The sequence below is a fragment of the Pseudomonas sp. B21-009 genome (assembly GCF_024749345.1).
Taxonomy (GTDB): domain Bacteria; phylum Pseudomonadota; class Gammaproteobacteria; order Pseudomonadales; family Pseudomonadaceae; genus Aquipseudomonas.
In genome coordinates this window covers 2944083-2970609 of record NZ_CP087199.1, presented here as the reverse complement: position 1 = coordinate 2970609, position 26527 = coordinate 2944083, and the positions used below count along the sequence as shown (strand labels likewise).

At 64.1% G+C, this 26527-nt stretch carries 22 protein-coding genes; 11 read left to right on the top strand and 11 right to left on the bottom strand.

Annotated features, from left to right (window positions below; translation table 11 throughout):
- Positions 1-76: 76 nt before the first annotated feature.
- Complete coding sequence (locus LOY34_RS13480) at positions 77-1138, bottom strand: 3-deoxy-7-phosphoheptulonate synthase (RefSeq protein ID WP_195884122.1); 1062 nt, start codon at positions 1136-1138, stop codon at positions 77-79.
- Between the two features lie 546 nt (positions 1139-1684).
- Positions 1685-2350 (bottom strand): response regulator transcription factor, encoded by a 666-nt coding sequence (locus LOY34_RS13475; protein ID WP_045201960.1) that lies wholly within the window; start codon positions 2348-2350, stop codon positions 1685-1687.
- Positions 2351-2511: 161 nt separating this feature from the next.
- Here LOY34_RS13475 and LOY34_RS13470 point away from each other — a divergent pair, with 161 nt between their 5' ends.
- Positions 2512-3138 (top strand): response regulator transcription factor, encoded by a 627-nt coding sequence (locus tag LOY34_RS13470; RefSeq protein WP_093382718.1) that lies wholly within the window; start codon positions 2512-2514, stop codon positions 3136-3138.
- Here LOY34_RS13470 and LOY34_RS13465 read toward each other — a convergent pair.
- Together LOY34_RS13465 and exaA are read right to left on the bottom strand one after the other, a co-directional pair.
- Positions 3135-3773 (bottom strand): pentapeptide repeat-containing protein, encoded by a 639-nt coding sequence (locus LOY34_RS13465; protein ID WP_045201964.1) that lies wholly within the window; start codon positions 3771-3773, stop codon positions 3135-3137. The two genes, LOY34_RS13470 and LOY34_RS13465, sit on opposite strands and share 4 nt — an antisense overlap.
- Before the next feature lie 78 nt (positions 3774-3851).
- Entirely contained in the window at positions 3852-5723 is a 1872-nt protein-coding gene (gene exaA / locus LOY34_RS13460; RefSeq protein ID WP_258663169.1) for a quinoprotein ethanol dehydrogenase, read from the bottom strand.
- Positions 5724-5983: 260 nt separating this feature from the next.
- Between exaA and pedF the strand changes: the two genes are divergently transcribed.
- Complete coding sequence (gene pedF, locus LOY34_RS13455) at positions 5984-6421, top strand: cytochrome c-550 PedF (protein ID WP_045201967.1); 438 nt, start codon at positions 5984-5986, stop codon at positions 6419-6421.
- Positions 6422-6505: 84 nt separating this feature from the next.
- Here pedF and LOY34_RS13450 read toward each other — a convergent pair whose 3' ends face one another.
- Both LOY34_RS13450 and LOY34_RS13445 read right to left on the bottom strand, forming a co-directional pair.
- Positions 6506-7657, bottom strand: a complete 1152-nt coding sequence (locus LOY34_RS13450) for an acyl-CoA dehydrogenase family protein (protein WP_195884121.1) — start codon at positions 7655-7657, stop codon at positions 6506-6508.
- A gap of 16 nt (positions 7658-7673) precedes the next feature.
- Complete coding sequence (locus LOY34_RS13445; RefSeq protein ID WP_195884120.1) at positions 7674-8744, bottom strand: enoyl-CoA hydratase/isomerase family protein; 1071 nt, start codon at positions 8742-8744, stop codon at positions 7674-7676.
- Between the two features lie 339 nt (positions 8745-9083).
- Between LOY34_RS13445 and LOY34_RS13440 the strand changes: the two genes are divergently transcribed.
- The 3 genes from LOY34_RS13440 (at position 9084) to LOY34_RS13430 (ending at position 14090) form a co-directional block, all read left to right on the top strand.
- A complete protein-coding gene (locus LOY34_RS13440) occupies positions 9084-10265 on the top strand; it encodes a porin (RefSeq protein WP_045201972.1) in 1182 nt (393 codons plus the stop codon).
- A 152-nt stretch (positions 10266-10417) separates the two neighbouring features.
- A complete protein-coding gene (nosP, locus tag LOY34_RS13435; protein WP_195884119.1) occupies positions 10418-11581 on the top strand; it encodes a nitric oxide-sensing protein NosP in 1164 nt (387 codons plus the stop codon).
- Positions 11511-14090 (top strand): PAS domain-containing hybrid sensor histidine kinase/response regulator, encoded by a 2580-nt coding sequence (locus tag LOY34_RS13430; RefSeq protein ID WP_230090855.1) that lies wholly within the window; start codon positions 11511-11513, stop codon positions 14088-14090. The genes nosP and LOY34_RS13430 overlap by 71 nt, the downstream gene beginning before the upstream one ends.
- Here LOY34_RS13430 and LOY34_RS13425 read toward each other — a convergent pair.
- Both LOY34_RS13425 and LOY34_RS13420 read right to left on the bottom strand, forming a co-directional pair.
- The gene (locus LOY34_RS13425; protein WP_258663167.1) at positions 14068-15075 is read right to left on the bottom strand and encodes an aldo/keto reductase; all 1008 of its coding nucleotides are present in this window, start codon (positions 15073-15075) and stop codon (positions 14068-14070) included. The genes LOY34_RS13430 and LOY34_RS13425 overlap by 23 nt on opposite strands.
- A 111-nt stretch (positions 15076-15186) precedes the next feature.
- On the bottom strand, positions 15187-16521 hold the full coding sequence (locus LOY34_RS13420) for an MFS transporter (RefSeq protein ID WP_093382740.1): 1335 nt from the start codon (positions 16519-16521) through the stop codon (positions 15187-15189).
- 161 nt (positions 16522-16682) lie between these two features.
- Here LOY34_RS13420 and LOY34_RS13415 point away from each other — a divergent pair, with 161 nt between their 5' ends.
- Together LOY34_RS13415 and LOY34_RS13410 are read left to right on the top strand one after the other, a co-directional pair.
- Positions 16683-17783: a sugar diacid recognition domain-containing protein gene (locus tag LOY34_RS13415; RefSeq protein ID WP_195884116.1), complete on the top strand. Its 1101-nt coding sequence runs from the start codon at positions 16683-16685 to the stop codon at positions 17781-17783.
- 111 nt (positions 17784-17894) lie between these two features.
- Positions 17895-19043, top strand: a complete 1149-nt coding sequence (locus LOY34_RS13410) for a glycerate kinase (protein ID WP_195884115.1) — start codon at positions 17895-17897, stop codon at positions 19041-19043.
- A 19-nt stretch (positions 19044-19062) separates the two neighbouring features.
- Here the strand turns inward: LOY34_RS13410 and moaA are convergent, their stop codons facing one another.
- Positions 19063-20067: a GTP 3',8-cyclase MoaA gene (gene moaA, locus LOY34_RS13405; RefSeq protein ID WP_195884114.1), complete on the bottom strand. Its 1005-nt coding sequence runs from the start codon at positions 20065-20067 to the stop codon at positions 19063-19065.
- 341 nt (positions 20068-20408) lie between these two features.
- Between moaA and LOY34_RS13400 the strand changes: the two genes are divergently transcribed.
- From LOY34_RS13400 to LOY34_RS13390, 3 genes are all read left to right on the top strand, one after another.
- On the top strand, positions 20409-22733 hold the full coding sequence (locus tag LOY34_RS13400; protein WP_195884113.1) for an FdhF/YdeP family oxidoreductase: 2325 nt from the start codon (positions 20409-20411) through the stop codon (positions 22731-22733).
- A gap of 121 nt (positions 22734-22854) precedes the next feature.
- The gene (locus LOY34_RS13395; RefSeq protein ID WP_045201988.1) at positions 22855-23598 is read left to right on the top strand and encodes a hypothetical protein; all 744 of its coding nucleotides are present in this window, start codon (positions 22855-22857) and stop codon (positions 23596-23598) included.
- A 68-nt stretch (positions 23599-23666) separates the two neighbouring features.
- A complete protein-coding gene (locus LOY34_RS13390; protein WP_195884112.1) occupies positions 23667-23984 on the top strand; it encodes a DUF2388 domain-containing protein in 318 nt (105 codons plus the stop codon).
- Here LOY34_RS13390 and LOY34_RS13385 read toward each other — a convergent pair whose 3' ends face one another.
- Positions 23985-24584, bottom strand: coding sequence for an FMN-dependent NADH-azoreductase (locus LOY34_RS13385; protein ID WP_195884111.1), 600 nt, complete (start codon positions 24582-24584; stop codon positions 23985-23987). It lies immediately after the preceding gene.
- Entirely contained in the window at positions 24577-25038 is a 462-nt protein-coding gene (locus LOY34_RS13380) for a GNAT family N-acetyltransferase (RefSeq protein WP_045202028.1), read from the bottom strand. Before LOY34_RS13380 ends, LOY34_RS13385 begins: the two co-directional genes overlap by 8 nt.
- Positions 25039-25125: 87 nt before the next feature.
- Between LOY34_RS13380 and LOY34_RS13375 the strand changes: the two genes are divergently transcribed.
- A complete protein-coding gene (locus LOY34_RS13375; RefSeq protein ID WP_195884110.1) occupies positions 25126-26517 on the top strand; it encodes a PLP-dependent aminotransferase family protein in 1392 nt (463 codons plus the stop codon).
- Positions 26518-26527 lie beyond the last annotated feature (10 nt).

The window sequence follows — 26527 nt, the reverse complement described above, 5'->3', positions numbered from 1 at the left end:
AAATGCGGGTTGGCTGATAGTTGTCGCCGGGCAAGTGGGAGCTGCGCTGCGCGCCCGGCTTGCCCCGTGATACGGCTCACAAGCGCGCAGCCGCCTCACGCAGCAAGCGCTCGGTCGAATCCCAGCCCAGGCAACTGTCGGTGATCGACACGCCGTATTTGAGCGGCTGCGTGCCCAGTGTCTGGCAACCGTCGAACAGGTGGCCCTCGATCATCATGCCGATCAGCGAGGTATCGCCCTGCAGGCGCTGCTCGAGCACCTCGTTGAACACCGCCGGCTGGCGCAGGGGGTCCTTGGCGCTGTTGGCGTGGCTGCAATCGACCATGATCCGTGCCGCGACGCCGGCTTTGGCCAGGCCCTGGCGGGCCAGGGCGATGCTCTGGCGGTCGTAGTTCGGGCCCTTGCTGCCGCCGCGCAGCACCAGGTGGGTATCGGCGTTGCCCAGGGTCTCGACAATCGCCGGGTAGCCTTGCACGTCCATGCCGAAGTGCCGGTGGCCGTGGGCGGCGCTGCGGATCGCGTCGCAGGCAATGCCAACACCGCCGTCGGTGCCGTTCTTGAAGCCTACCGGCAAACCCAGGCCGCTGACCATTTCGCGGTGAATCTGCGACTCGGTGGTGCGCGCGCCAATCGCCGCCCAGCTCAGCAGGTCATCGAAGTAGCCGGCCGCCATCGGTTGCAGCAGCTCGGTGGCCACCGGCAGGCCGCATTCGAGCATGGCCAGCATCAGCCCGCGCGACAGCGCGATGCCGCCGTGCATGTCGTCGCTGCCATCCAGGTGTGGATCGTAGGCCAGGCCTTTCCAGCCGACGGTGGTGCGCGGCTTTTCGACGTAGGCGCGCATCACCAGGAGCATCTTGTCGCTGACCTCCGAGGCCAGGCGGGCCAGGCGTTGGGCGTATTCGCGGGCCGAGCGCGGGTCGTGCAGCGAGCACGGGCCGACGATCAGCAGCAGGCGCTGGTCGTGGCCATCGAGGATGGCGCGTACGGCCTGGCGATGAGCTTCGACCTGGGCGGCGAGGGCGGGGGAAAGCGGCATTTGCTGCTTGAGCAACATCGGGCTCGGCAGGCGTTGGCTGACGGCGCTGTTGGCAGCGCTGGGTTCGGACAGTGGCAGAGCGAGGGTGGACGATTGCATGGTGTGAATTCCCTGGGCGGCTGGCGGGGTCTGGCCCGCGCGCTCGGCCCTATCGAGGTGTTCGACAGTTGGCCGGATTGGCGTCATGTGTATGTGTGCCACCAACAAGTGACCGATCGGAGGCGGCAGGCTGGCCCGAACGGGATTGGCTAAATCGCCAGAAGTTAAAGCTTTGGTAACGGTAAGTGGCGTAGTTCATGTTCTGTTCCTCAATGTAATTCGTTGATTGCCGGGGCCTTGAAACGCAAAACCCCCGGTCGGGGGGCCGACCGGGGGTTGAGTATTCTCGTGTTCGGCGGCCCCTTGAAAGTGGGCGCCGGTGAGGGTATCAGCGGCGCCTGTGGCTAAACCAATACCCAAAATAAAACGCTGCCGGGGAGACAGTCGCGCACTCGGCAGCGGCCACGGGGCGCGACAGGCGACCAGTGCTGCAAGCGTGAGTGAGGGTGGTGTGCGACATGTGACTCTCCAGTTGATGTGCCCGAGCTTACTTCAGGCCTTGCCCAGGTTTCAATGGCTAATTTGCATGATTGTCATGGAGCGTGACTATCGCCGCAGGTAAGCGGTGAAGTCGATGTCGCCGGCACTGAGAATCGCCTGCACGCGGTTGTGCACGTTGAGCTTGCGCAAAATCGCCGAGACGTGAGCCTTGACCGTGGTTTCGGCGATGTCGAGGTTGTAGGCGATCTGCTTGTTCGATTCGCCCTTGGTCATGCGTTCGAGCACCAGCAACTGCTTGCGGGTCAGGGCTTGCAGCAGCTCGGGGGCAAAGCCCTGATGGTCACCCTGGTTGCGCCGGCTGCTGCTCTTTTGCGTGCGGATGATGTCCGGCGGCAAGTAGACATTGCCGTTGAGAATCTGCTCGATGGCCTCGGTCATCTGCGAGCGTGGCGAGGATTTGGTGATAAAGCCGACGGCGCCGTAGGTAATGGCCTGCAGCACGACTTGCTTGTCCTGTTCGGCCGAGACGATCACCACCGGGATGGTCGGCGCCTCGTTGCGCAGGTTGATCAAACCGCCCAGGCCGTGCATACCGGGCATGTTCAGGTCGAGCAGGATCAGGTCGAGGTCGTCATGATCGCCAGTGATCGCCAGGGCGCTGTCGAGGTCGGCGGTTTCCATCACCTCGCTGCCGGGAAAGCCGTCGCTGATGACATTGTGGATGGCCTCGCGAAACAACGGATGGTCGTCGGCGATCAGAATCTTGTACATGGCTTTGCACCTTATTGTTGTGGTTGTGCTGCACCCCTTCATTACAGGCCAGGTGCAACGCTTTGGGAATGCGACCATCGACAAGCAAAACAGTACCAAAGTAGTAGGCGGGCGCCCAGGCGTGCGTTCTAGCATGGGGCAAACCTGCGGGAGCTGCGAAGATGGCGATATTGCTGGTGGATGATCACCCGATGCTGCGCCTGGGCCTGGTCGCGGCGCTGCAACAGGGCCTGGAGGGCATGACGGTGATCGAGGCGGCCAGTGGCGAAGAGGCGCTGGCCAAGGTCGGCGAGCAGTTGCCGGGGCTGGTGATCATGGACGTTGACTTGCCGGGTATCAGCGGCGTGGAAACCACCCGACGCCTGCGCCAGCGCCTGCCGCAACTGCGCGTGCTGTTTTTCAGCGAGCACACCGACCTTGGCCTGGTGCGCCAGGCCATGGCGGCCGGCGCCTGTGGTTACCTGTCCAAGGCGGCGGAGCCTGCCGTGCTGCTTGAAGCGGTGCGCCGGGTGCTTTGCGGGCATGCCTACATCGAACAGGCACTGGCCACCGAGCTTGTCTGTCAGCCAGGCGATACTGGCATTCACGGCCTGACCCAACGTGAAACGGAAATCTTTCTGATGCTGGCCAAGGGCACGCCGACCCGGCTGATCGCCGAGCAGTTGTGCATCAGCAGCAAGACCGTGAGCAACTACCTGACCCTGCTCAAAAGCAAATTGCAGGTGGCCTCCCAGGCGCAGATGGTGCGCCTGGCGATCGAGGCCGGCTTGCTGCGGGTGGTTGCCTAGTCCCAGGTGGTCGGGCAGCCCTGGCAGCCTTGCATGTTGCTGTCCTGGAAGTTGGCGTAATGCTGGCGGCTGCCGCGCAGGTCGGCCTGCTCCAGGTTGCTTTCGCCGAACTTGGCTTCTTGCAGATTGGCATCGGCAAGGTTGGCGCCCTTGAGGTCGGCCTTGCTCAACCAGGTCATTTCCAGGTCGGCGGCCTGCAGTTTGCTGTTGTGCAGTTTGGCCCCGGACAGGCGGGCGAACTCCAGGTAGGCGGCGCTCAAGTCGGCATTTTCGAAGTTGGCGCCCTGGGCGAACATGCCCCAGGCCTGTACCGCAATCAGCCTGGCATCGCGCAGGTCGGCCAGGCGCAGGTTGCTTTGCTGCAGGCTGGCGCGGGTGAGGTTGGCGCCTTGCAGTCGGGCTTTTTCCAGGTTGGCCAGGTCCAGGCGCGCGTGGCGCAAATTCGCCCCGCGCAGGTCGGCACCGGCCAGGTTCATTTTGCGCAGGTCCTGGTTGCTGAGGTCGGCGTTGCGCAGGTTGGCGTTGGGGCACTGGCTCTCCTGGGCGATGGTGCAGCCGTTGATGGTCAATGGCGCGTCGTCGTCGGCGAGGGCGGCGGTGCAGGCGAGGGTGAGCAAGAGCGGGAGGTATTTCATGGGGATCTCCTGGGCTGTGAGATGGCTATCGCCGGCTAAGCCCGCTCCAACACGGAGCGAGCTTGGCCGGCGATGGGCTTAGCGCTGGGCCGTCTTGGTATCCCAGGCCGGGATCTTGAACACCCAGAACGAGCCACCCTGAGCCACTGGCTTGGTCAGCTCGGCCATGTCGCCACCCCACAGCGGCACCGCGCCGCCGTAGCCGACGGTCACGCCGATGTACTGCTCACCATCCTGTTCCCAGGTGATCGGCGGCGAGACGATGCCGCTGCCAGTCTGGAATTTCCACAGTTCCTCGCCGGTCTTGGCGTTGAAGGCCTTGAAGTAGCCATCACCGGTACCGGTGAACACCAGGTTGCCCTTGGTCGCCAGTACCCCGGCCCACAGCGGCAGGCGTTCCTTGTGCTCCCAGACCATCTTGCCGGTGGTCGGGTCCATGGCCCGCAGCGAGCCGACGTGGTCCTCGTACATGCGCTTGATGCGAAAACCCATGCCCAGGTAGGCCGAGCCCTTCTTGTAGTTGACCTCCTCGGTCCAGTACTCCTCTTTCCACTGGTTCGACGGTACATAGAACAGGCCGGTGTCCTGGCTGTAGGCCATGGGGTTCCAGTTCTTGCCACCCAAAAACGGCGGCGAGACTTCCACCGGCTTGCCCTTGGTTTGCCCTGGCTCGGGCTTGGCCGGACGCTGGCCGGGGTTTTCCACCGGGCGGCCGGTCTTGAGGTCGATGTGGCTGGCCCAGGTGATGTTGTCGGCGAACGGGAAGGCGTTCTTGAGTTTGCCGTTGGTGCGGTCGACCACGTAGAAGAAGCCGTTGCGGTCGGCATGGGCGGTGGCCTTGTACTGCTTGCCGTCCTTGTCCTCGTAGTCGAACAGCACCAGTTCGTTGTTGCCGGAGAAGTCCCAGGCATCATTGGGCGTGTGCTGGTAGAACCACTTGACCTCGCCGGTGCTCGGGTCGACGCCGACCTGGCCAGAGGTGTAAAGGCTGTCGAAGTCGTGCGGGTTGCCGTCTTTGGACGTGCGCGCCCAGGTGTTCCAGGGGCCCGGGTTGCCGGCGCCGACAATGATGGTATTGGTCTCGGCATCGAAGCTTGCGCTCTGCCACGGCGCGCCGCCGCCATGGCTCCAGGCTTCGACCTTGCCGGTCTCGGTGTTCGGATCATCTGGCCAGGACGGCGCCTTGACGTCGCCGGTGGGGGTGCTGTCCTTGCCGTTCAGGCGGCCCATATGACCTTCGACGAAGGGCCGCATCCATACCTCGTCACCGGTCTCCGGGTCGCGGGCATACAACTGGCCGACCACGCCGAATTCATCGCCGGAGCTGCCGTGAATCAGCAACACCTTGCCGCTCTTCTGGTCCTTGATCAGGGTCGGGGCGCCGGTCATGGTGTAGCCGGCGCTGTGGTCGCCGAACTTTTTCTTCCACACCACCTTGCCGGTGTCCTTGTTCAGGGCGATGACCTGGGCGTCGAGAGTGCCGAAGTAGATCTTGTCGCCATAGATGGCGGCGCCGCGGTTGACCACGTCGCAGCACGGGCGAATGTTGTCCGGCAGGCGATGGTTGTAGGTCCACAGGCGCTTGCCGGTCTTGGCGTCGAGGGCAAACACCCGCGAGTACGAGCCGGTGACGTAGATCACGCCGTCGTTGACGATGGCCTGGGACTCCTGGCCGCGCTGCTTCTCGTCACCAAAAGAGTACGACCAGGCCGGGGTCAGCTTGAACACGTTGTGGTCGTTGACCTGGGCCAGCGGGCTCCAGCGCTGGGCATTGGTGCCCATGCCGTACTGCAGCACGTTGCCGGTGCTCTTGTGGTCGTCGGCGATGTCTTCCCAGCTCACAGGTTTCGCCAGGGCATGCGGGGCCAGGGCCAGGCTGCCCAGCAGGAGGACGGTATGCACGGCAGCAGTCAGCGGGGAAAGTGCGGCGGGTAACGATCTTATTGTCATGGTTGGAGTTCCCAATGAAGGTTTTGGCCTGCATAGCCTGGAACGCCAAGGGCGCGATCGATACGGAAAATCTCCCGGTCTTTACGGGAAAATTTCCCAGGCCGGGCATGATTTGGCACTGCCCCACAAGCGCTACTACCAAGGGAGGAGGCTGCGGCCACCAAAGCAGCATGGGGCCCTCGCCAGCACGTTTCTAAGATGCCGGCACAACCTTTCAGCCGAGAGGTTTTTGCGTGCAAACAGCAGTCGAGGGCAGAACAATGAAAACAGCAAAAAACGCCTGGTTGAGCCTGATCGTCAGCGCCAGCCTGATGAGCAGCGCCGGGGCTTTTGCCCATGGCAACGTGACGCCGACCGCGGTCAACACCGGCAACCTGGAAAAGCTCGGTGAGCAGTGGCGCGCAGAAAACCCCTACCGCAACAGCAAGGACCACGACGAGGCGGTGTCCATCGGTGCTTCGGCCTACAACCAGAACTGCGCCGCCTGCCACGGCCTTGAAGCCAAGTCCGGTGGCATCGCCCCGGACCTGCGCTTGCTCGACGAAGGCGCTGCCGGTGATGAATGGTTTGTCGAGCGGGTGCGCAATGGCGCGGTACGCGATGGCCGGGTGTACATGCCGAAGATGGCTGACTACCTCAGCCAGGAAGCCTTATGGGCGGTGCGCAGTTACCTCGACAGCGTGCATGTCGAGGAGTGACTGTAGGAGCGGGCTTGACCCGCGATAGCGATTCAACAGTGAAATCGCATCGCGGGGCAAGCCCGCTCCTGCAGTAGGCCGTGTTTACAAGGTGTAGTGCTTCAACTCCCGGGCAATCAGCATGCGCTGGATTTCGCTGGAGCCTTCGTAGATCTGGGTAATGCGCGCATCGCGGTAGTAACGCTCGACCGGGTAATCTTCCAGATAGCCATACCCGCCATGCACCTGGATCGCCTTGGAGCACACCCGCTCGGCCATTTCCGAGGCGAACAGCTTGGCCTGTGAGGCTTCGCTCAGGCATGGCTTGCCGGCGCTGCGCAGGCGTGCGGCGTGGAGAATCAACAGCCGTGCGGCGTTGATCTGCACCTGCATGTCGGCCAGCAGGTTGGCGATGCTCTGGTGCTCGTTGATCGGCTTGCCGAACTGAATACGGTCACGCGAATACACCAGCGCCGCCTCGAATGCCGCGCGGGCAATGCCCAGGGCCTGGGCGGCGATGCCGATACGCCCGCCTTCGAGGTTGGACAGGGCAATGGCCAGGCCCTTGCCGCGCTCGCCGAGCATGTTGGCTGCCGGGATACGGCAGTTGTTGAGGGTTACCGCGCAGGTGTCGGAGGCGCGGATGCCCATCTTGTGCTCGCTGCGATCGACCACGAAGCCTTCGTTGTCGGTGGGCACCAGGAACGCCGAAATACCTTTTTTGCCCAGCTCCGGGTCAGTGACCGCGAAGACAATCGCCAGCCCTGCACGGCGGGCATTGCTGACGAACTGCTTGGCGCCATTGATCACCCAGTGATCGCCCTCAAGCTCGGCGCGGGTGCGCAGGTTGTGGGCCTCGGAGCCCGCTTGCGGCTCGGTCAGGCAGAAGCAGCCGATCACCTGGCCGCTGGCCAGGCGCTCAAGCCAGGTCTGTTGCTGTTCGGCGCTGCCGTAGGCGAGCAGCGGGCCGCAGCCCACCGAATTGTGAATGCTCATCAGCGCACCGGTGGCACCATCGCCGGCGGCGATCTCTTCGACCGCCAGGGCGTAGGCGACATAGTCGGTGTAACTGCCGCCCCATTGCTCGGGCACGACCATGCCCAGCAGGCCCAGCTCGCCCATCTTCTGCACCACGCCATCGTCGATCCAGCCGGCCTTTTCCCAGGCCTGGGCATGGGGGGCGATCTCGCCACGGGCGAAGTCCCGGGCCATGTCGCGGATCATGATCTGTTCTTCAGTCAGTTCCAGGTCTTGCATCTGCGTACTCCAGGCCTCAGAGGCCTTCGAAGAATTGATCCACGCGCTGGCGGTCGAGGCCGGCGAGGGTGGCGGGGTTCCAGCGTGGCTGCTTGTCCTTGTCGATGATCAGCGCGCGTACGCCTTCGATCAGGTCGCCATGCTCGAACCACTGGCGGTCCAGGTGCAGCTCCATCTTGAAGCAGTCTTCAAGACTCAGGTGACGGCCGCGACGAAGCATCTCCAGGGTCACAGCCATGGCCAGCGGCGAGCGGCTGTCGAGCATATCGGCGGTTTTCAGTGCCCATTCATGGCTGTCGGCCACGGTTACGGCGCGCAGTTGCTCGACGATACTGGCAACGTCGGGCAGGGCGAAGAAGTGATCGATGGCCGGGCGCAACCTGGCCAGCGGTGCGTCTTCAAGCACCTGGGTGCCGAGTTTGGCCAGCACCCCTTGCAGGTCCTTGAGCGGGTGTTCGCCAAAGCTCAGGGTGTCGAGGCGCTCATCGAGGCTGGCCAGCTTGCTGCTGTCCAGGTACCAGTCGGCCAGGCCGCAGTACAGCGCATCGGCCGCCTGCACCTGGACGCCGCTGACCCCCAGGTAGATGCCCAGCTCGCCGGGAATGCGCGAGAGGAAATAGCTGCCGCCAACATCCGGGAAATAACCGATGGCGGTTTCCGGCATGGCCAGGCGGCTGCGCTCGGTGACCACCCGCAGGTCGGCGCCCTGGGCCAGGCCCATGCCGCCGCCGAGGGTGAAGCCGTCCATCAGTGCCAGCACCGGCTTGGGGTAATGGTGGATGCACAGGTCGAGGGCGTATTCCTCGACGAAAAAATCCCGGTGCAGGCTGTCACCGGCCTTGTAGCTGTCGTACAGCGAACGGATGTCGCCGCCGGCGCAGAAACCTTTCGGGCCTTCGCCGCGCAGGGTCACGGCATGCACCTTGGAGTCTGCGGCCCAGGCGTCAAGTTGGCGCTGCAGGCGGCGGACCATGTCCAGGGTCAGGGCGTTGAGGCCGGTGGGGCGGTTGAGGGTCAAGTGACCGATATGGTTGCGAACCTCGGCCAGTACATGGACGTCGGTTGGCGCTTGAGCGTGCGCGGTCATCGCTTTCTCCCTGCTTTGTTATTGATTTTCCACGTGTTTTAACACGGTCTGGATAGGCGCTAGAGGATCGAAGGATCGTATCAGTGCAAATTTGCCCAATACAATCCGTAAATCTGCAGGCTCAGTCTGCATTTTTGCATGGGTGGGCGCGCCTAACGCACCGGGTCTTGCCACTTTAGACTTGTGACACTGACGGGCAAGGGATTAGTTCCGCCTGCGGGCAGCCGGGCCGGTTGCGCCAAAGCAGCACGGGAGCGCCGCCAAGGCAGGGTATGGCCGCTTGCCGGGCCTTTCGATAATCGCCTCCGACATCTGTCCCCCCGTTTTGCGGAGAGCGCCATGCACAACAATAACAATGCCAATCGCCGTTTCCTGCCGTTGCTGACCAGCCTTGCCGCCCTGGGCCTGAGCCCGCTGGCCGGCGCCGAGATCATGCTCTACGACAAGGAGCAGACGACCTTTTCCACCGACGGCTACATCAACGCCTTCTACGTCAACAGCGACGTCGACCGCGCCGGGGAGCAATACGACCGTCGACAGTCGCGGGTGAAGATGGGCTTTCTGCCCAATTACCTGGGCTTCAACATGACCCGCCAGGTCGATGACCTCAAGCTCGGCGGCCGGGCCTCGTTCTGGGTGACCATCAACGACAGCGAAACCAACGGTACCGACACCGCCATCGACGTGCGCCAGTTCTACGGCACCGTGGCCAACCCCGAATGGGGCGAGGTGTTGATCGGCAAGGACTTCGGCCTGTTCGCCCGCTCCAACATCCTCCTCGACGAGTTGCTCGCCGGCTACGGCCAGGTCAGCGACACCCTGGGCCTGGTCGATGGCGGCGGGGTGTCGTTTGGCAACATCGGCAGCGGCTACCCGTACCCGTTCCCGACCTCGCAGATCACCTACCGCACGCCGGTGTTGGACGGCTTGCGCATTGCCGTGGGGATCCTCGACCCGGTGGACACCAACGACGACAGCGCGGTGGGCAAGGCCTACCAGGAAAACCCGCGCACCGAGAGCGAGATCACCTACCAGTTCGACCTCGGCGGCGCGCAGATTTATAGCTGGCTCAACGGCACCTACCAGACCTCGGACAACACCGACAGCAGCGTCGATTCGGTGACTTCCAAGGGCCTCGGCTATGGCGTGCAGGCGAAGATCGGCGGGTTGTCGCTGACCGGCTCAGGTTTTACCGCCAAGGGCATCAACCCGTTCTTCACCAACAACGCCGGCGAGGCGACCTTGCGTGAGGTCGACAGCAAGGGTTATCTGCTTCAGGGCTCGTACAAGCTCGGCAAGAACCGTCTGGCGCTGTCGTATGGCAAGACCAGGGATGACGGCAATGGCGCAGTGAACACCGGCGCCGACTATGAAACCCGTGGCATTGCGCTGTTTCATGACATCAACGACAACCTCAAGCTGGTCGCCGAGTACAACCAGTTCGAGATCGACGGCCATGAAGGCGATGCGCAGAATGAAGACACCGATACCTTCGCCGTGGGCGCGGTGCTGACCTGGTAAACGCATTGACCGGTAGGAGCGGGCTCGCCCCGCGATGAGGCTACCCGCTCTACAACCAATGCCACCCATACCCAGTACCCAAGTAGCATTCGGCGCGCTACCGCGCCTGCCTAAACTGCCTGCATCGATCAATGCCCACCCAGGAGGCACCCATGCAGCAGTTCCCGGCCGAGGGCGTGATCAGTGCCGTGTCGCGGGCCAGCGTTGCTGAGCTTGCCGCCCAGGAACTGGCCAGCCAGCTGCTGCACCCGCACCTGGGTTTCGTGTTGTTCTTCTGCTCCGCCGAGTACGACCTGCCGGCCCTGGCCCAGGCCCTGCAACAGAGTTTCGGCGGCATTCGCCTGGCCGGTTGCACCAGTGCCGGCGAACTTACCCCCGACGGTTACGACCGAGGCTGCATCACCGCCCTGGGTTTCGATCACCGGCAGTTTTCCATCGCCGCCGAACTGATCGACGCCATGCCGGCGTTCAGCCTGATCCAGGCCCAGGCCACGGTCGAGCGCCTGGTGGGTGAGTGCCGCGGCAACAGCCTGGCGCCGATCAAGGGCCACAGCTTTGCCCTGACCCTGCTCGACGGCCTGTCCAGCCGTGAAGAAACCGTGCTGGCGGCACTCAGTGCGGCGTTGGGCGATATCCCGCATTTCGGTGGCTCGGCCGGTGACGACAATCATCTGCACCACACCCATGTGTACTTCGACGGCGCCTTTCGCAGTGGCGCTGCGGTGGTGCTGCTGGTCAACACCGGGCTTGAGTTCGAGGTGTTCACCACCCATCACATCGAGCCGCGCAGTGAAAAACTGGTAATCACCCGCGCCGATCGCCAGTTGCGCCGGGTCTACGAGCTCAACGCCGAACCGGCAGCGCTTGAATACGCGCAGTTGATCGGCGTGCCGGTCAGCCAGATCAATCACCGCACCTTCGCCGCCCACCCGCTGGCGGTGCGCATCAACGAGCGTTATTACGTGCGCGCCATCCAGCAGGTGCACGAGGACCTGAGCCTGAGTTTCTACTGCGCGGTGGAGAACGGCATCGTCCTCACCGCCATGCGTCCGGGGCCGCTGTTGCCGAATCTGCAGCACCTGTTTAGCGGCCTGCAACAACGCCTCGGGCCCTTGCTGCTGACCATCGGTTGCGATTGCTTCCTGCGCCGCCTGGAGCTCGAAGGCAGCGACAGCCTGGCCGAGGTCGGCGGTTTTCTGCGCAGTCAGCGGGTGCTGGGTTTCAACTCCTACGGGGAACAGTTCAATGGCATGCACATCAACCAGACCTTCACCGGCGTTGCCATCGGCCGGCCCCGAGGCCAGTGTGAACAGTGACCCGCGCCTGGCCGAGCTGCAACGGGCCAACCACAAGCTGCTGCGCATCAACGCTGCGCTGATCGAGCGCCTGGAGTCGGGGGCGGCGCGCCCGGACGATTCCTATGCGGCGTTCCAGCATTCGGTGGTGCTGGCCGAACAGGTACGCGAGCGCACCGATGCCCTGAACCAGACCCTGGTCGAGCTCAAGGCCAGCAACCACCTGCTCAGCGAGGCCCGGCTGCGCGCGGAAACCGCCCACCAGCACCTGGTCGATGCCATCGAAAGCATCTCCGACGCCTTTGTGCTGTTCGACCCGGACTTGCGCATCGTCCTCTTCAACAGCCGCTTCAAAGCCTTCTGGGCCGGCAGCCGCTTGCGCATCATCAGCGGCATGCGCCTGGCCGAGGTCAAGCGCCTGATGCACAGCAGCGGCCTGTTGCGCGAAGAACTGCGCGGCGGCAGCGATGAACACCTGCTGTATCGTCTGCACAACGGGCGCTGGCTGCAGGTCAGCGAGCGGCCAACCCAGGACGGCGGGCGGGTGATGCTGTTCACCGACATCACCGAGGTCAAGCACAGCGAAACCCGGCGCCGCGAGCAGGCGGTGGCGCAAAAGTCCTACTTGTTGCAACGGGCGGTCGACAACCTGTCCCAGGGCGTGGCCATGGTCAATGCCGACGGCGTGCTGGAACTGTGGAACCGGCGTTTTCTCGAACTCAGCGGCCTGGCGCCGATCGCCGCCCACCGATCCTTTACCGAAGTGATCGCCGACAGCGAACTGGCCTTGCTGACCCCGGCCAGCCGCGACGGTAATGGCCGCTGTGTGCATGAACTGGAACAGCGCCTGTTCGACGGACGCATGCTGGAAATCCGTACCCATCCGTTGCCCACCGGCGGTTTCGTCAACACTTTCACCGACATCACCGAACGCTACCAGCACGCGCAAGCCCTGAGCGAAAGCGAGCGCTGGATTCGGCTGATCACCGACCATGTGCCGGCGCTGATTGCCTACCTCAATGCCGAGCTGGTCTACGAGTTCACCAACAAGGTCTACGAGCAGTGGTACTGCTGGCCGCCGGGGGTGATGCTCGGACAGAACCTGCGCGAGGTGCACAGCCCCGGGCACTACCAGCGCCTGGAGGGTTACATCGAGCGGGCGCTGGCCGGCGAGAGCGTGACGTTCGAATGCGCCGAGACCCACGTCAACGGCCAGGAACGCTACATGCTGCGCTCCTACGTGCCCAACCGCCTGGCCAGTGGCGAGGTGGTTGGGATTTTCGTGCTGATTCGCGACATCACCGAACGCCGGCGCAGTGCCGAGGCCCTGCACCAGGCCTACCAGAACCTCGAAGTGCGGGTACGCGAACGCACCGCCGAACTGAGCAGGGCCAAGCAGCAAGCCGAGCAGGCCAACCTGTCGAAGACCAAGTTCCTCGCCGCCGTCAGCCATGACTTGCTGCAACCCTTGAACGCGGCGCGGCTGTTCACCAGTGCCTTGCTCGAACAGAGCAGCGCTAACCCTGCGCTGGTGCGCAATGTCAGCAACTCGCTGGATGACGTCGAGAACCTGCTCGGCACCCTGGTGGATATCTCCAAGCTCGACGCCGGGGTGATCAAGGCCGACCTTGCCAGCTTCGCCGTCAGCGACCTGCTCGACAACCTCGCCGCCGAATTTGCCCATGCCGCCGCCAGCGCGGGCCTGCGCATGGCCTATGTGCCCTGTGGGCTGAGCGTGCACAGCGATATCCAGTTGCTGGCGCGGATACTGCGCAACCTGCTCAGCAATGCCATCCGCTACACCCCGCGCGGCCGTGTGCTGCTCGGCTGCCGGCGGCGCGCCAAGGCGTTGTCGATCGAGGTCTGGGACACCGGCATCGGCATTGCCCAAGAGCGCCGCGAAGAGGTGTTTGAGGAGTTTCGTCGTGGTGATGCGCAGCGCCCGGACCAGGACCGCGGCCTGGGCCTGGGCTTGGCCATCGTCGACAAGATCGCCGGGATTCTCGGACACCGCCTGCAATTGCGTTCAGTGCCGGGCAAGGGCTCGGTGTTTACCGTCGAAGTACCCTGCAGCCTCCAGGCACCCAGGCGGCTGGCCGAACCCGACCTCAGCGAGCCGCTGCGCGAACGCCTGGAAGGCGCGCGTATCTGGGTGCTGGATAACGACGCGGCGATCTGCGCTGGCATGCGCACCTTGCTCGAGCAGTGGGGCTGCGAGGTGGTGACGGCCTTGAGTGAGCAGGACCTGGCGCGCCAGGTGGCCTGCAACAGCGCCGAAGCCGACCTGCTGATCGCCGATTACCACCTGGACAACGGCCGCAACGGTGTCGATGCGGTGGCGGCGATCAATGCCCAGCGGCCTGTACCGCTGGCGGCCTTGATGATCACCGCCAACTACAGCAACGAGCTAAAACAACAGGTGCGCGAGCGCGGCCATACGTTGATGCACAAGCCGGTGCGGCCGATGAAGCTCAAGGCCGCCATCAGCCACCTGCTCGGCGCCGAACTCAGCGCGCCACGCGACCACTGACGTAGTGCGCGCTGTCGTTGTAGCCGTGAGTCGAGGCGTGGCCCGGGGTCACCAGCGAATCGATGAAGGCTTCGTCTTCAGCGCTGATCTGCACCGCCAGCGCGCCGCTGTAGGTGTCCCACTGGGCTTCGGTGCGCGGGCCGACGATCGCCGAGCTGACCGCGCGGTTGTTGAGCACCCAGGCGATGGCGAACTCGACCATGCCGATGCCCCTGGGCTGCAGGTAGGCGTGGATCTGCTGGGCGATCTGCAGCGATTCTGGGCGCCATTCGGTTTCCAGGATGCGCTTGTCCTGGCGTCCGGCGCGGCTGTTGGCATCGGGGCTGGCATTGGGCGCGTACTTGCCGCTGAGCACGCCGCGCGCCAGCGGGCTGTAGGGCACGATGCCCAGGCCGTGGTGGGCGGCGGCGCTGAACTGCTCGGGTTCGGCCTGGCGGTTGACGATGTTGTACAGCGGCTGGCTGACCACCGGCTTGGGCACGCCCAGGCGCTCGGCCAGGTTGCACAGCTCGGCGATGCGCCAGCCGCGGAAGTTGGACACACCCCAGTGGCGGATCTTGCCCTGGCGCAGCAGGTCGCCGATGGCGCTGACGGTGACCTCAAGCGGGGTGTTGTGGTCTTCGCGGTGCAGGTAGTAGATGTCCAGGTAATCGGTGCCCAGGCGGGTCAGGCTGGCTTCGATGGCATTGAAGATGTGCTTGCGGTTCAGGCCGCTACGGTTGGGCAGGCCCTCGGCGGGGCCGAAGCCGACCTTGGAGGCGAGGATCCAGTCGTGGCGGTGGCGGGCAATGGCCTCGCCGACGATTTCCTCGCTGCGCCCGGCGTTGTAGACGTCGGCGGTGTCGATGAAATTGATGCCCTGGTCCCAGGCCTTGGCGATGATGCGCAGCGAGTCTTCGGTGCTGGTCGGCTCGCCGAACATCATGCTGCCCAGGGTCAGTGCCGACACCTGCAGGCCGCTTTGGCCCAGTGGACGGTAAATCATGATCGAAAGGCCTTTGGCGATTGGAATTCGATCTGTTTTACACAGTTCCACCTCTGATTTAAAGCATCGCGGGGCACGCCCGCTCCTACATTATGTAGGAGCGGGCTTGCCTCAGTTCGCCGGTTCGGCCGCCGCCCCGGCAGCCCGCACCCGGGAAACCCGCAGCGCCACCAAACTACCAAACACAATCAAGCCCGCCAGCGAATACAGCGCGGCATCGGTCGAGCCGGTCTGGTCCTTGATGAAACCGACCAGGTAGGGGCTGAGAAAGCCGGCCATCTGCCCGACCGAGTTGATGATCGCCAGGCCCGCCACTGCGGTACCGGCGCTGAGCAACGCGGTGGGCATCGGCCAGAACATCGGCAGGCCGGTGAGGGCGCCCATGGTGGCAATGCTCAAACCGATAATCGCAATCACCGGGCTGTGGCCGAAGTTCACCGCGATCAGCAGGCCCAGGGCACCCATCAGCATCGGCACAACAAGATGCCAGCGGCGCTCGTTGCGCAGGTCTGCCGAGCGCCCGACCAGCAGCATGAACACCCCGGCCAGCAGGTAGGGGATGGCGCTCAGCCAACCGATCAGCAGGGCGTCGCTGAAACCCAGGTTCTTGATGATCGACGGCAGCCAGAAGTTGATCGCATAGACCCCGCTCTGGATGCAGAAGTAGACGAAACCGAAGGTCCAGATCAGCGGGTTGGCAAACACCGACAGCAGGCTGTCGCTGCTGGTCACCGGCTTGCTGGCGGCATCGGCCTTGAGGTCGGTTTCGATGATCTGGCGTTCGGCTGGGCTTAGCCATTTGGCCTTGGCGTAACCATCACTGAGCAGGAAGATCGCCAGAAAGCCCAGCAGCACGGTCGGCAGGCCCTGGATCAGGAACATCCACTGCCAGCCGGCCAGGCCATGCTGGCCGGCGGCGAAATGATTGAGAATCCAGCCCGAGAACGGCCCGCCGAGCAAGCCCGACACCGGGATCGCCGACATGAACAGGGCCATGATCCGCCCGCGACGGGTGGCCGGGAACCAGCGCGAAAGGTACAGCACGATGCCGGGGAAGAAGCCCGCTTCGGCGGCGCCGGTGAACAGGCGCAGGACGTAGAACTCCATGGGCGTGGTGACGAACAGCAGGCAGGTCGACAGCGTGCCCCAGGCGATCATCATCAGCGCGATCCAGCGCCGCGGGCCGAAGCGGTTGAGCGCCAGGTTGCTGGGCAGCCCGCACAGCACATAGCCGATGAAGAAAATCCCGGCACCCAGGCCGTAGATGGTTTCGCTGAACTTGAGCGCATCGAGCATCTGCAACTTGGCAAAGCCGACGTTGACCCGGTCCAGGTAGTTGAACAGGTAGCAGATGAAGATGAACGGAATCAGCCGCAAGGTGATGCGCCGATACAGCGCATTGCGGGTGACGTCTTGGCCTTGGTCAGGGGCAGGGCTGTATGACATGATTCTCTCTCTGTTGTTATGTTTATCGCCGCAGCCTGCATCGAGGCGGCTGCTGCGACGAGTCTCGGTGAGCGGACCGTGGCTGTCTTTGTGCTTTTGCACAGCAATTCGTGCGGCCTGCTGTGCCCCGGACCAATCATTGCGACAACAAGGATCCTCCCATGTTCGAACTGGACCATGACCTGGCGCAAGACATCGTCGAGCGGGCGATGGCGATTCTGCCGTGCAACGTCAACGTCATGGACAGCCAGGGCCTGATCCTCGGCAGTGGCGAGCCCGAGCGCATCAACACCCGTCACGAAGGTGCGCAGTTGGTGCTGGCCAATGGTCGAATCGTCGAGCTCGACGTCGAAGCGGCCAAGTGCCTCAAGGGGGTGCAGCCCGGGGTCAACCTGCCGCTGCTGCTCGACGGGCGCTTGATCGGCGTGCTGGGCCTGACCGGTGATCCGCAGCAGTTGCGCACCTATGGCGAGCTGGTACGGATGACCGCCGAAATGCTTTTGGCCCAGCGTCACCTGCAGGTCGAGCAGCAGTGGCGGCGCCAGCGCTGCGACGACCTGCTGGCATTGCTGCTGGGCGGCTCTGGCGATTCGCCGCGGCTGGTCGATGAGGCTCGCCAGCTGGGCCTCAAGCCGCAACTGCCGCGCATTCCCTGCCTGTTTGAGCTGGACGCCGGGCCTGCGGCCGAGGCGTTGGCCAGCTGGTTGATGAGCCGCTACCCGGACAGCTGGTGCGTAAGCCCCGCGCGTCAATCGCTGCTCTGGTGCCGGCCCGCCACCGTGGTGCTGGATGAGCCGAAACTGCTGGAGCGTTTGCAACGCCATGGCTGGCAGGTGCAGCGCCTGGCCGCAGGTTCGCCGGCGCAAAGCCTGGAGCAACTACGCCGGGGTTATCGGCGGGTGCGCGACCTGTTGGCCTATGGCCGCGAAGTGCTGCCGGCCGAGCGCCTGCTGACCTTGAGCCGCTACCGGCTGCCAGCGTTGCTGTGGCGCCATCGCAATGATGACGCCCTCGACGAGCTGCTCGAACCGCTGCAGCGCATTCGTGCCAAGGACAACAGCGGCCAGCTGCTGGCAACCCTGCGCGCCTGGTGTGGCCACGATGGCCAGAGCCAGGCCTGCGCCGATGCCCTGGGCATTCACCGCAACAGCCTGCGCTATCGCCTGGAGCGCATCGCCGAACTGAGCGAAGTCGACCCGTTGCGCCTGGAAGGGATGCTCAGCCTGTACCTGGGCTTGCAGTTGCTGCCAGCCGGCAACTGAGGCAGTTTTGGCCAAGTGCCAAACAAGCGCGGGCGGTTTTTGTGCATCCGACCGACGCACTCTTGCAGCCCAACTGTCAGCATGCAGGCATCTGGATCAGGAGAATCCCCCATGAAAATCGTCATCGCCCCCGACTCGTTCAAGGACAGCCTCAGCGCCGAAGGCGTCGCCGACGCCATTGCTGCCGGTATTGCCCTGGTGTTGCCACAGGCGCAACGGGTCAAGTGCCCGATGGCCGACGGCGGCGAAGGTACCATGGCGGCCATCGTCGCTGCCTGTGCCGGCGAGCTGCGCAGCCTGCGCGTGCGCGGACCGCTGGGTGAGCCGGTCGACGCCGGTTGGGGCTGGCTGGCCGACAGCCACACGGCGATCATCGAAATGGCCACCGCCAGTGGCCTGCAACTGCTCACCCTGGCGCAGCGCGATGCCTGTCGCAGCAGCACCTTTGGCACTGGCCAACTGATTGCTGCGGCGCTGGATGCCGGCGCCCGGCGGATTATCCTGGCCATCGGCGGCAGTGCCACCAATGATGCCGGCAGCGGCATGTTGCGGGCGCTGGGCCTGCAATTGTTCGACGCCGACAATCAGCCGCTGGCTGAAGGCGGCCTGGCCCTGGCCCAGCTTGCCCGCATCGATGCCAGCGCGTTGGACCGGCGTTTGCGCGAGGTGCAGCTGGAAGTTGCCGCGGATGTCGACAACCCGCTGTGCGGCAGCAATGGCGCTTCAGCGATCTTTGGCCCGCAAAAGGGCGCAAGCCCCGAGCAGGTCCGGGCCCTGGACCAGGCCTTGGGACACTTTGCCGACCACTGCGGGCAACTGCTGGGCACTGATGTGCGTGACTTCCCTGGCAGCGGCGCCGCTGGCGGCATGGGCTTTGCCGCCAAGGCCTTCATGCAGGCGGCCTTTCGCCCGGGGATCGAAGTGGTGGCCGAGCTTGCCGGGCTTGAGGCGGCGGTGCAGGGGGCAGACCTGGTGATTACCGGCGAGGGCCGTTTTGATGCGCAGACCCTGCGCGGCAAGACGCCGTTCGGCGTGGCCCGGGTAGCACAGCGCCATGGCGTGCCGGTGGTGGTGATTGCTGGCACCTTGGGCGAGGGTTACCAACAGCTGTATGCCCATGGCATCGACGCCGCGTTTGCCCTGACCAGCGGGCCGATGACCCTCGAGGCGGCCTGTGCCAATGCGCCAGCCTTGCTCCAGGCCCGCGCCGGCGACATCGCCCGCCTGTGGTGCCGCGCCCGGGCGTTGCCCGCCGGCTGACGGGCCGGCGTCATCGCCGCTAGCCCCCCGTCATGTTCATGAAACGCAAAATCTGCACCTCGCCATTGATATCGAAATTATGGCTGTAGGGCTTGAGGGTCATGGCCTGGCGGATGGCCTTGTCCAGGCGTTCGCTGTCACCCGGGTGGGCACGCAGCACCTGCTTGAGATCGGCGGCGTGCTCATTGCCCAGGCACAGCAGCAGACGGCCTTCGACGGTCAGCCGCACGCGGTTGCAGCTGGCGCAAAAGTTGTGGCTGTGCGGCGAGATGAAGCCGATGCGGATATCCGGCGCCTCAGCCAGACGCCAGTAACGCGAGGGGCCCTGGGTTGATTCGGCCGACTCGATCAGGCTGAAGTGCTCGGCGATACGCGCGCGCACTTCGTCACTTGAACAATAGGACTCGCTGCGCTGGTGCTCGCTGATCACCCCCAGGGGCATTTCTTCAATAAAGGAAATATCCAGCTGGCGGTCGATGGCAAAGCGCACCAGATCGACCACTTCATCATCGTTGCGGCCCTTGAGCACCACGCAGTTGAGCTTGGTGCGGCGAAAGCCGGCGGCATGGGCGGCGTCGATGCCGGCAACCACCTGGGCCAGGTCGCCGGTGCGGGTCAAAGCCTTGAAACGCTCGGCATCGAGGCTGTCGAGGCTGATGTTCAGGCGCGAAAGGCCGGCATCGAACAGCGGCTGGGCCAGGCGGGTGAGTTGCGAGCCGTTGCTGGTCATGCACAGTTCGCGCAGGCCGGGCAGGGCGGCGATGCGTGCGCACAGCTCGACGATGCCGGCGCGCACCAGCGGCTCGCCACCGGTCAGGCGGATCTTGCGGGTGCCCATGGCGACGAAACGCTCGGCCAGCTGGTACAGCTCCTCGAGGGTGAGGATGCGCTGGCGCGGCAGGAACTGCATGTCTTCGGCCATGCAATAGACGCAGCGAAAGTCGCAGCGATCGGTGACCGACATGCGCAGGTAATCGATTTTACGACTGTAGCCGTCGACCAGTTGTTTGCCGTTTGCACTCATGCTGAACAGGGCCTCTTATCGCGCGTCTGGGATGCGTTTGCGCACGAGTTCTTTGATGATGGTCGAGGCTATTTAAATCGTCCATGTCGGTCAAATCACTAATAATGACCAACTGATAAGGCTCATCTATCGGTAGCTTGCAGCCCCCGTATTACGTGGGTTTCAGCGGCGTGATAGAGGGTTTTGATCGGTTCGTCATTTGTTTTGATTAGACGCCTGAGTCCACGCTCAATAGCCTGAAAGGGTAGAAAACGAAGTTCGCCATTAATCAACCTGTCAATAACAAGTTGTTAATCGGTGAAACGTTAAAGATGCCCAGCGAGCCAAGCGAGGAAGCCGCGATGAGCCAAGATGAACATATAAAAAACTATGACGCCCCCGCCGCCGGTTGGGGTGCGCTGAAAAGCGTGACCAAGAGCTGGCTGGGCAGCGAAAACGCCTTCAAGAACCTGCGCGTTATGCTCAAGACCAACAAGAACGGCGGTTTCGACTGCCCCGGTTGCGCCTGGGGCGAGTCGCCGGAAAGTGGCATGGTCAAGTTCTGTGAGAACGGCGCCAAGGCGGTCAACTGGGAGTCCACCGGGCGCCTGGTCGATGCGGATTTCTTCGCCCGCTACAGCGTCACCGAGCTAGCCCGCCAGAGCGACTACTGGCTTGAATATCAGGGCCGCCTGACCCATCCGATGCGCTATGACGCCGCCACCGACCACTACGTCGAAACCAGCTGGGAGGACGCCTTTGCGCTGATCGCCCAGCACCTCAACAGCCTCGAATCTCCTGACCAGGCCGAGTTCTACACCTCCGGCCGGGCCAGCAACGAGGCGGCGTTCCTTTACCAGCTGTTCGTGCGCGCCTACGGCACCAACAACTTCCCTGATTGCTCGAACATGTGCCATGAGGCCAGCGGTGTCGGCATGTCGGAAACCCTCGGGGTCGGCAAGGGCACGGTGGTGTTCGACGACCTGGAGCACGCCGACGCAATCTTCGTTATCGGCCAGAACCCCGGCACCAACCACCCGCGCATGCTCGAACCGCTGCGCGAGGCAGTCAAACGCGGGGCCCAGGTGATCTGCCTGAACCCGCTCAAGGAGCGTGGCCTGGAGCGTTTCCAGCACCCGCAGCACCCGTTCGAGATGCTCAGCAACGGCTCCGAGCCGACCAACACCGCGTACTTTCGCCCGGCCCTGGGCGGCGACATGGCGGTGATGCGCGGCATTGCCAAGTTTTTGCTGCAATGGGAACGCGAGGCCCAGGCCAAGGGCGAGCCGGCAGTGTTCGACCACGTCTTTATCGCCGAGCACACCTCGGGGCTCGACGCTTACCTGGCCGAAGTCGATGCCACCCGTTGGGCGCATATTGTCGAGCAGTCGGGCCTGAGCCTGGCCGAGCTTGAGCTGGCTGCCCGCATGTACCGGCGCGCCGAGCGGGTGATCATGTGCTGGGCCATGGGCGTGACCCAGCACCGTCACTCAGTGCCGACCGTGCAGGAAATCATCAACCTGCAGCTGCTGCGCGGCAACGTCGGCAAGCCGGGCGCCGGGCTGTCGCCGGTACGCGGCCACAGTAACGTGCAAGGCGACCGCACCATGGGCATCGACGAGCAGCCACCGGCGCGCCTGCTCGATGCCCTGGAAGCGCGCTTCGCCTTCAAGGCCCCGCGCCTGCACGGGCACAATGCAGTGCTGGCGATCCAGGCCATGGAAGAGCAGCACGCCAAGGTGTTCATCGCCCTGGGCGGCAACTTCGCCCAGGCCACCCCCGATACCCCGCGCACCCACGACGCCTTGCGCAACTGCGCGCTGACCGCGCACATCGCCACCAAGCTCAACCGCTCGCACCTGGTCACCGGCCGTGACGCCCTGATCCTGCCGTGCCTGGGCCGTACCGAAATAGACCTGCAGGCCGAAGGGCCGCAAGGCATCACCGTCGAAGACACCTTCAGCATGGTGCATATCTCCCACGGCCAGCTCAAACCCTGCTCGCCGCTGCTGCGCTCGGAGCCTGCGATCGTCGCCGGCATCGCCAAGGCCACCCTCGGTGACCGGCCGATCGACTGGCAGTGGACGGTTGCCGACTACAGCCGCATTCGCGACCTGATTGCCGACGTTATCCCGGGTTTCGAGGACTTCAATGCGCGCCTGCAGCACCCAGGTGGCTTCCACCTGGGCAACACCGCGGCGCAACGCGATTGGCACACCGAAAGCGGCAAGGCGCAGTTCACTGCCAGCGTGCTGCCGGCGCAGCTGGTCAACGAAGAAGTTCTGGCCCGTGGCGACACCCCGGACCTGATCCTGCAGACCCTGCGCTCCCACGACCAGTACAACACCACCCTGTACGGCCTCGACGATCGCTACCGCGGCGTATTCGGCCTGCGTGAGGTGGTCTTCGCCAACGAGCAGGACATCCGCCGCCTGGGTTTCAAGCCCAACGACAAGGTCGATATGGTCTCGCTGTGGGAAGACGGCCGCGAGCGTCGGGTCAGCGGCTTTACCCTGGTCGCCTACGACATTCCACAAGGCCAGGCCGCGGCCTACTACCCGGAGACCAACCCGCTGGTGCCGCTGGAAAGCTACGGCGAGCGCACCTTCACACCGACCTCGAAATTCATCGCCATCAAGCTCGAGAAAGCCAGCGCCGACAACCTGATTCCATCAGCGCACCTCTGACGCTGCACTCGAGTCGCCGAGGCAATCGCGCCCACCATCGCACTTTTTCCGATTTGTCGGCTCTATTCATGGCCAGGCGGCGCTGACTCCCAGCGTCGCCGCTGATTACCGACCGGTGCCGATGGTTGATCCGTTTCTCGTTTTCCTGCGACACCTGCGCCTGCCGGTGATGGCGGGCGCCTTGCTTGCCAGCCTCAGCGCCTGCAGCCAGCAACAAGGCCGCGACATCGTCAGCCAGTTCAGCCAAGGCCGCCCTCAAGAGCTGTTGCAGACCAGCGTCGACCGCATGGCCACGCTGTCGATGCGCGACAATCTGCGCAGCCTTTACCTGCTGATGAACAAGCTGTACCAGCGCAACCCCAACCAGTGGCGCCAGTCCGGCTATGTCGATGCCAGCACCGCCGAGCGGCAGATCCGCCAGGCCATCGAGCAACGCCAGCCGTTGGCGCAACTGGGCGAGCGCCGCGACCTGGCTGCGCTCAGCTATGCGCTTAGCCCGGAGTTTCGCGGCGATCGGGTCGGCGCCTTCATCTATGCCATTGGCAGCATGCTGGTCACCGCCCATGGCGGGCGCACAGAATTTTTCATGACCGACACCATCGACCCGCAGTTCGTCAGCAATGCCGCGCGCAACATCGAAAAGGCCACCTGGCTGCTCAGCCAGCGCCAGGACGCCAATGGCGTGCTGCTGCTGTTTTCCAATGAAATATCGGAGGAGGGCAGCAACCTGAGCTTTGCCGTGGAGTTCGGCAAGATCGTCGCGCGCCTGGACCTGCTGGCGCAGATGCTCGACGAGCGCTATCGGCGTATTGGCCTTAACTACGCGCAAAGCCTGCTGCTGATGAACTTCCTGCCGGTGCAATAGGCCGGGGAACTCAAGGTACTTACGGCAATCCTAGTTGATGTAGGTACTCTTTATCCGGAGGCATCACCATGCGCCGTTTACTGCTCGTTTCCTCGCTTGTGCTCTGTCTGCCCTTCGGCTCGGCCCTGGCCAAAGTCGACGCCGGTGATGTTGCCACCTCGGCCGGGGTATCCGCTTCGCTGTACTCGACCTTCAAGGACGACAAACGCATCATCCCCGCCCGTGACGACGCCTCGTCGTTCATCGCCAGTGACGGTGCGATCCGCGGCGTGTACCTGGAGTCGATGCTGCAGAGCATCCGCGCGCAGAACCCCGACCTCAAAGCCAGTGATGAAGAACTGGCGCGGGCGATCCTGCTGAAAGATCAATTCGGCGCCGGGCAATAATCACCAGTGCTGCCGGGCGAGTTCGAGCCTGGCTTGAGTGACGCTGGCAAGCCGCGCCTGATCACTGACGGCCATGCCTTCGAGGTAGACGAAGTGCACATTCTGAAGGCCCAACGTGCCGAGCACGTGGCGCAGGTAAGCGCTGAGAAAGTCCGGCTGGCGGGCCCGTGCCCCGCGGTGGTAGCCGCCTGAACTGACGATCAGGTACACCGGCCTGTCTTTGAGCAGGCCGACCTTGCCTTCAGGGCCGGCAATGAAGGTGCGGTGGATGCGCAGCACATGGTCGATCCAGAGCTTGAGCGCTGCCGGCACGGTGAAGTTGTGCATGGGCGTGGCAATCAGCAGCAGGTCACAGCCTTCGAGCTCGCTGATCAGTGCCTCGGAGCTTGCAAATACCGGGTCGTGCGGCGCTACAAAGCCGGTCAGCGCTGTCGCGTAGCCGGCACTCAACGGCGCCAGTGGCGTGGCCGCCAGGTCCCGCAGGGTCACCTTGAGGTGTGGGTACTGGTGGCGGATGCAAGCGACCATTTCGTCGGCCAGGCGCAAGCCGATCGAGGCGCTGCCGCGCATGCTGGCATTGACCAGGAGCAGGTTATCCATGGCGCTGCGCCTCGGCGGCGGGCAGTGCCTGAACAAAATGCATGCCTTTGGCCAAAAGTCCTTCGCGGTAATAGAAGCGCTGGGCCAATGGCATATGCAGCCCGGTATCGAGCACCAGGTAGGCATGGCCGTTGCGCAGGCCATCGGCGCGGGCGGCATCGAGCAACGCAGCGCCGACCCGCAGGCCGCGCATGGCCGGGGACACCACTAGGTCGTCGACGTAGGTAAAGCGTCCATAGAGCAGGTTTTCGCTGCTCCTTACCCCTGCCAGCCCCAGCAGTTGCTTGCCGTAGAAAGCCCCGAGCAAGCGGTAGCCCTGCAGCGCCTGGCGCCTGACTTGCTGCGCGAACGCGTCGGCATCCACCAGGTGCGGCCGAAGTTCGCGCATTAGCTCGAAGGCGTCGCGTTGCTCGGTGCCTTCTTGCAGGTAGCGGATGGTTGCCTGTTCGCCCACGGGTTTCTCCCAGATCAATTTGAGCCGTTACTTTACGGCTGCAACGGACTACCTTATAGGTCCAAAAAATGCACAAATGACTAGGACATGCCAGCCTCCAGCCCACCGACGATGACGCCCCTCTATCGACAGATCTACCTGCGTTTTCGCGACGCCATCAGTACCGGGCGCTTGCAGCCGGGTGAGCGCCTGCCTTCGGTGCGGGCCCTGGCGGCGGAACTCAACCTGGCGCGCGGCACGGTCGAGGCGGCTTACCAGATGCTCGGCGGTGAAGGCTATGTGCAATCCAGGGGCCCGGCAGGCACGGTGGTCGCCCCGTCGCTCAGTACCAGGGCGGTTGATGCCGGTGTGCCGGGGCCAGCGCTGGCCCCGGAGCCGCAGACATCTTTACCAATGCCCTTGCAGATCGGCTTGCCGGCGCTGGACGCCTTTCCGCGCAAGCTGTGGACGCGCCTGGTGGGGCGTACCTTGCGCCAAAGCGGGGTGGAGGGCCTGGCGTACCCGGACCCTCAAGGGCAGCTTGCCCTGCGCCATGCATTGGCGGGTTACCTGGCGGTGTCGCGGGGCATCAGCTGTACTGCGCAACAGGTTTTCATCTGCGCAGGCTACCGTGCCTGTCTCGACCTGATCTGCTCCAGCCTGCTGGAGGACGGTGACCGCTGCTGGTTCGAAGACCCGGGTTACTTCCAGGCCAGGCGTTTTCTTGAGCACGCCCGGGTGCAGTTGGTGCCGGTGCCGGTGGATGGCGACGGCCTCGATGTCGACGCCGCTATCGCTCGGGCTGCTGATGCGCGCTTTGCCCTGGTCACGCCCCATCACCAGAGCCCTCTTGGCGTCACGCTGTCGCTGCCGCGGCGCCAGCGCCTGCTGGACTGGGCCAGTAGCCAGGGCAGCTGGATCATCGAGGACGACTACGACAGCGAGTACCGTTACCGCGGCCGGCCGGTGCCGGCACTCAAGAGCCTCGACAGCGAGGGGCGGGTGCTGTACTGCGCGACCTTCAGCAAAGTACTGGCGCCGGGCATACGCCTGGCCTATCTGGTGGTGCCCCAGGCCCAGGTAGAGCGCTTCGCCAGCGTGGCCCGGGACATGCACAACCACTGCCCGCAGTTGTTGCAGGCGACGGTGAGCGCATTTATCGAAGAAGGCCATTTTGCCCGGCACTTGCGCAAGATGCGCAGCCTCTATGCCCAGCGGCGCCAGCAACTGGTCGAGGCCTTGCAGGCCGAACTCGGTGAGTATCTGCACCTGGACAATCAGGCAGGCGGCATGCACCTGGTGGCAGATGTGCGCGGCGGCTTCGACGATTGTGCGATTGCCCGCCGCGCGCGGGTGCTTGGCCTGGCGATCGAGCCGCTTTCAGGCTGGTACCGACAACCCGGGCAACGGCGCGGGTTGTTGATCGGCTTTACCAATGTCACCAGCCGCGAACAAGCCGTTGCGCTGGCCAGGCAGTTACGCCTGGCGATGGGCCTTTAGCCGTGGCGGC

Bases quoted from the DNA above. Each gene is read 5' to 3' on its own strand.
- LOY34_RS13480 (WP_195884122.1), bottom strand. From the start codon at position 1,138: ATGCAATCGTCCACCCTCGCTCTGCCACTGTCCGAACCCAGCGCTGCC.
- LOY34_RS13475 (WP_045201960.1), bottom strand. From the start codon at position 2,350: ATGTACAAGATTCTGATCGCCGACGACCATCCGTTGTTTCGCGAGGCC.
- LOY34_RS13470 (WP_093382718.1), top strand. From the start codon at position 2,512: ATGGCGATATTGCTGGTGGATGATCACCCGATGCTGCGCCTGGGCCTG.
- LOY34_RS13465 (WP_045201964.1), bottom strand. From the start codon at position 3,773: ATGAAATACCTCCCGCTCTTGCTCACCCTCGCCTGCACCGCCGCCCTC.
- exaA (WP_258663169.1), bottom strand. From the start codon at position 5,723: ATGACAATAAGATCGTTACCCGCCGCACTTTCCCCGCTGACTGCTGCC.
- pedF (WP_045201967.1), top strand. From the start codon at position 5,984: ATGAAAACAGCAAAAAACGCCTGGTTGAGCCTGATCGTCAGCGCCAGC.
- LOY34_RS13450 (WP_195884121.1), bottom strand. From the start codon at position 7,657: ATGCAAGACCTGGAACTGACTGAAGAACAGATCATGATCCGCGACATG.
- LOY34_RS13445 (WP_195884120.1), bottom strand. From the start codon at position 8,744: ATGACCGCGCACGCTCAAGCGCCAACCGACGTCCATGTACTGGCCGAG.
- LOY34_RS13440 (WP_045201972.1), top strand. From the start codon at position 9,084: ATGCACAACAATAACAATGCCAATCGCCGTTTCCTGCCGTTGCTGACC.
- nosP (WP_195884119.1), top strand. From the start codon at position 10,418: ATGCAGCAGTTCCCGGCCGAGGGCGTGATCAGTGCCGTGTCGCGGGCC.
- LOY34_RS13430 (WP_230090855.1), top strand. From the start codon at position 11,511: ATGGCATGCACATCAACCAGACCTTCACCGGCGTTGCCATCGGCCGGC.
- LOY34_RS13425 (WP_258663167.1), bottom strand. From the start codon at position 15,075: ATGATTTACCGTCCACTGGGCCAAAGCGGCCTGCAGGTGTCGGCACTG.
- LOY34_RS13420 (WP_093382740.1), bottom strand. From the start codon at position 16,521: ATGTCATACAGCCCTGCCCCTGACCAAGGCCAAGACGTCACCCGCAAT.
- LOY34_RS13415 (WP_195884116.1), top strand. From the start codon at position 16,683: ATGTTCGAACTGGACCATGACCTGGCGCAAGACATCGTCGAGCGGGCG.
- LOY34_RS13410 (WP_195884115.1), top strand. From the start codon at position 17,895: ATGAAAATCGTCATCGCCCCCGACTCGTTCAAGGACAGCCTCAGCGCC.
- moaA (WP_195884114.1), bottom strand. From the start codon at position 20,067: ATGAGTGCAAACGGCAAACAACTGGTCGACGGCTACAGTCGTAAAATC.
- LOY34_RS13400 (WP_195884113.1), top strand. From the start codon at position 20,409: ATGAGCCAAGATGAACATATAAAAAACTATGACGCCCCCGCCGCCGGT.
- LOY34_RS13395 (WP_045201988.1), top strand. From the start codon at position 22,855: ATGGTTGATCCGTTTCTCGTTTTCCTGCGACACCTGCGCCTGCCGGTG.
- LOY34_RS13390 (WP_195884112.1), top strand. From the start codon at position 23,667: ATGCGCCGTTTACTGCTCGTTTCCTCGCTTGTGCTCTGTCTGCCCTTC.
- LOY34_RS13385 (WP_195884111.1), bottom strand. From the start codon at position 24,584: ATGGATAACCTGCTCCTGGTCAATGCCAGCATGCGCGGCAGCGCCTCG.
- LOY34_RS13375 (WP_195884110.1), top strand. From the start codon at position 25,126: ATGCCAGCCTCCAGCCCACCGACGATGACGCCCCTCTATCGACAGATC.